Genomic DNA, 3,439 nt, shown 5'->3' on the forward strand with positions numbered 1-3,439 from the left:
CACGCTGGTCGTGGTGCCCTCGCTGATCGGCTCGCGCGACGATGTCGAGGAGAATATCCGCAACATCGAGGTACATCACCTCGCCAATTCGGCGGGCGAAATCCATTTCGCGCTGCTTTCGGACTGGCCGGATTCGAAGACCGAGATCGACGCCGCCGACATCGAGATCCTGCAATTTGCCCGCGACGAGATCGCCAGGCTCAACGCCCGCTATCCGACCGAAGGTGCGCCGCTCTTCTATGTCCTGCACCGGCGCCGGCTCTACAACGCCGCGCAGGGCTGCTGGATGGGCTGGGAGCGCAAGCGCGGCAAGCTGCATGAGCTGAACCTTCTGCTGCGCGGTGACAGCGACACCACCTATTTGCCGCTTGACGTGCCGCTGCCGGAAAACGTCGTCCATGTGATGACGCTGGACGCCGACACGCGCACCACCCGCGATGCAGTGGCCAGCTTGGCCGGCAAGCTCAGCCACCCTCTCAACAGGCCGCATTTCGACGCCTCAAAACGCGTCGTCACCGCTGGCTACACCATTCTGCAGCCACGCATCACCGCTTCGCTGACCAGCGGCGACGACGCCTCCTTCTTCCAGCGCGTTTTCTCCGCCAACCGCGGCCTCGACCCCTATGTCTTTGCCGTTTCGGACGTCTACCAGGACGTCTTCGGCGACGGCTCCTTCACCGGCAAGGGCCTCTACCATGTCGACGCTTTCGAGGCGGCGCTGAAGGGCCGCATCGAGGAAAACACCATCCTCAGCCACGATTTGCTCGAAGGGGCGCTGGCGCGCTCGGCGCTGGTCACCGATGTCGAGCTGGTCGAGGACTACCCGACCCGCTATTCGGTAGACGCGTCACGCCATCACCGCTGGGCGCGCGGCGACTGGCAGCTTCTCGGCTTCATCCTCGATCCGCGCTCCGGCGTGCCGGCGCTGTCGCGCTGGAAGATGGTCGACAATCTGCGCCGCTCGCTCACGCCGATCTTCTGGGTGATGGCGGCGATCGCCGGCTGGACCCTGCTGCCCTTCACGCAAGCCGCGCAATGGCAGGCGCTGCTGATCCTCACTTTGTTCATGGCGCCCACCTTTGACATCGTCAATGGCATCCTGCCCAAGAGCGGCGACCAGACCCCGCGCGGCCATTTTTCGGCGCTGGCGCGCGACACCATCTTCGGCACCGCCCTGGTCGCGCTCAAGGTGCTGCTGATGGCGCATCTCGCCTGGATGATGGGCGATGCCATCATCCGCACCCTCTATCGCTTGTTCGTCAGCCGGCAGAACCTGCTTGAATGGCGCACCGCCTCGCAGGCGCACAAGAGCGGCGGCAGTGACCTCGGCGCCTATTACGGCATGATGTATGGCGCGGTGATCATCGGCGTCGTCGGCCTTGCCATCCCGGTGCTGGCCGATTCCACCGGCGCCTTCGTCGCCTTCTTCTTCGCCATCTTCTGGATTGGCTCGCCGGCTGTCGCCTGCTGGATCAGCCGCTCGGCCGAGACCGAGGACCGGCTGCGCATCTCGGCCGCCGACATCCATGCGCTGCGCACCATCGCGCGGCGCACCTGGCACTATTTCGAGACTTTCGTGACGGCCGAGCATCACCATCTGCCGCCCGACAATTTCCAGGAAAGCCCGGCGCCGGTGGTGGCGCCGCGCACTTCGCCGACCAATATCGGCGTCTACCTGCTGTCGGTGGTGTCGGCGCGCGACTTCGGCTGGATCAGCCTGTCTGACGCCATCACGCGCATTGACGCGACGATGACGACCATCGAGAGCATGCCGCGCGACCGCGGCCATCTCTACAACTGGTACGACACGACGACGCTGAAGCCGCTCTATCCGCTCTACATCTCGGCCGTCGACAGCGGCAATCTCGCCGGCCATCTGGTGGCGGTCGCCGCGGCTTGCGCCGAATGGGCGGAAGCGCCTTCCGTGCATCTGCAGGGCGATTTCGAGGGCATCCTCGATACGGTGACCATCCTCGACGAGAGCCTTGAGGAATTGCCGGACGACCGCCGGCAGCTGAGGCCGCTGCGCCAGCGACTTGCCGACCGTCTCGACGGCATGCGCCGCGCCGTCATGACCATCAAGGCACAGCCCGAGATGGCGTCGATCCGCACCATCAACCTGGCGGTGCTGGCCGGAGAGATACGCAAGCTCGCCGCCGCCATCCACACCGAGGCGGCCTCGCCGAAGAGCGACGTCATCGCCGACTGGGCGGCGCGGCTCGAAGCCACCTGCGAGGCGCATGTGCACGACTCGCACAACGACGAGAACGCGGTCGAGGCCTTGCGCGCCAAGCTTCTGGCCCTGCGCGAGCGTGCCCGCCGCTACGCCTTCGAGATGGATTTCTCCTTCCTGATGCGGCAGGAGCGCAAGCTTCTGTCGATCGGCTACCGGGTCGAGGAGCACCAGCTCGACGAGAGTTGTTACGACCTGCTCGCCTCGGAGGCGCGGCTCACCAGCCTGTTCGCCATCGCCAAGGGCGACCTGCCGACCGAGCACTGGTTCCGGCTTGGCCGGCCGATCGTCGAGATCGGCTTCCGGGGCGCGCTGATGTCCTGGTCGGGCTCGATGTTCGAATACCTGATGCCGCCGCTGGTGATGAAGGAGCCGCATGGCTCGATCCTCAACCAGACCAGCAAGCTGATCATCAGGCGCCAGATCCAGTACGCGCGCTCCAAGAATGTGCCCTGGGGTATTTCGGAAGCGGCCTATAATGCCCGCGACCGCGAGCTGACCTACCAGTACACCAATTTCGGCGTACCCGGCCTCGGCCTCAAGCGCGGTCTCGGCCAGAACACCGTGATTGCGCCCTACGCCACGATCCTGGCGGCGCAGTTCAATCCGCGGGAGGCGGTGCACAATCTGGCCCGGCTGAAGGCGATCGGCGCGCTTGGCCGGCACGGTTTCTACGATGCCGTCGATTTCACCCCGCAGCGCGTGCCCGAGGGCACCGACCACGCCGTAGTGCTGAACTACATGGCGCACCATTCCGGCATGTCGATCGCAGCCGTCGCCGACGCCATCTTCGAAGGCCGCCTGCGCGACCGTTTCCACAGCGACCCGGTGATCGAGTCGGCCGAGCTCCTGCTGCAGGAGAGGGCGCCGCGCGACATCCCGACCGCCACCGTCAGGACCGAAGCCGACGAGCGCTCCAAGGACGAGACCGAGACAGAGAGCCCGGACACGCGCATCATCCTCGACCCGGCCAAGGCGCTGCGTGCGACCAACGTCATGTCCAATGGCCGCTATTCGGTCATGGTCACCGCCACCGGTTCCGGCTACAGCCGTTTCGGCGACCTTGCCGTCACCCGCTGGCAGCCGGACCCGAGCGAGGACCGGCTCGGCTCTTACATCTTCCTGCGCGATGCCGGCACCGGCGACTGGTGGTCGGCGACCTCAGAGCCGCGGCGCACCGACCATGAGCGCGTCCAGACCCTGTTC

1 protein-coding gene is annotated in these 3,439 nt (G+C 65.9%); it reads left to right on the forward strand.

Annotation, left to right across the window (positions count from 1 at the left end):
- Window positions 1-3,439: glucoamylase family protein (locus EOA33_RS28730; RefSeq protein WP_281033572.1), on the forward strand; the 3,439-nt coding region annotated here is incomplete at both ends.

The sequence above is a fragment of the Mesorhizobium sp. M4A.F.Ca.ET.050.02.1.1 genome, from assembly GCF_003997725.1.
Taxonomy (GTDB): Bacteria; Pseudomonadota; Alphaproteobacteria; order Rhizobiales; family Rhizobiaceae; genus Mesorhizobium.